Source organism: Paraburkholderia sp. SIMBA_030 (assembly GCF_046535245.1).
Lineage (GTDB): Bacteria > Pseudomonadota > Gammaproteobacteria > Burkholderiales > Burkholderiaceae > Paraburkholderia.
In genome coordinates, this window is sequence record NZ_JAWRXB010000951.1 from 1 (window position 1) to 258 (window position 258).

The 258-nt window shown below is 64.0% G+C and carries 1 protein-coding gene; it reads right to left on the bottom strand.

Annotation, left to right across the window (positions count from 1 at the left end; all coding sequences use genetic code 11):
- Nucleotides 1-258, bottom strand: a 258-nt coding sequence (locus tag SB772_RS42830; RefSeq protein WP_410838875.1) for a hypothetical protein, incomplete at both ends; no start/stop codon positions are given.

The following is a 258-nucleotide window of genomic DNA, read 5'->3' on the forward strand; positions in this document are numbered from 1 at the left end:
GTGCGGGGTTTGGCTCCCGCCAACGTTCTTCTTGTACGCGATACGGGTGCCGTCAGGTGAGATCGAGGGGCACTCCACGTTGTCGTGGACGGCCGTGAGGGTCCTTCCGGACAGGCTGCCCCGAACCAGCCAGATGCGGCCCGCGGATGCAGCCGTGGCGTAGAAAGTGTCAGCCTGGCCAGGCACGAACGTCACACCCCAGATGTTCCTGTCCTCGGGTTGGAGCCGTGAGCCGTTGACGAGGAGCGCAAAATCTTC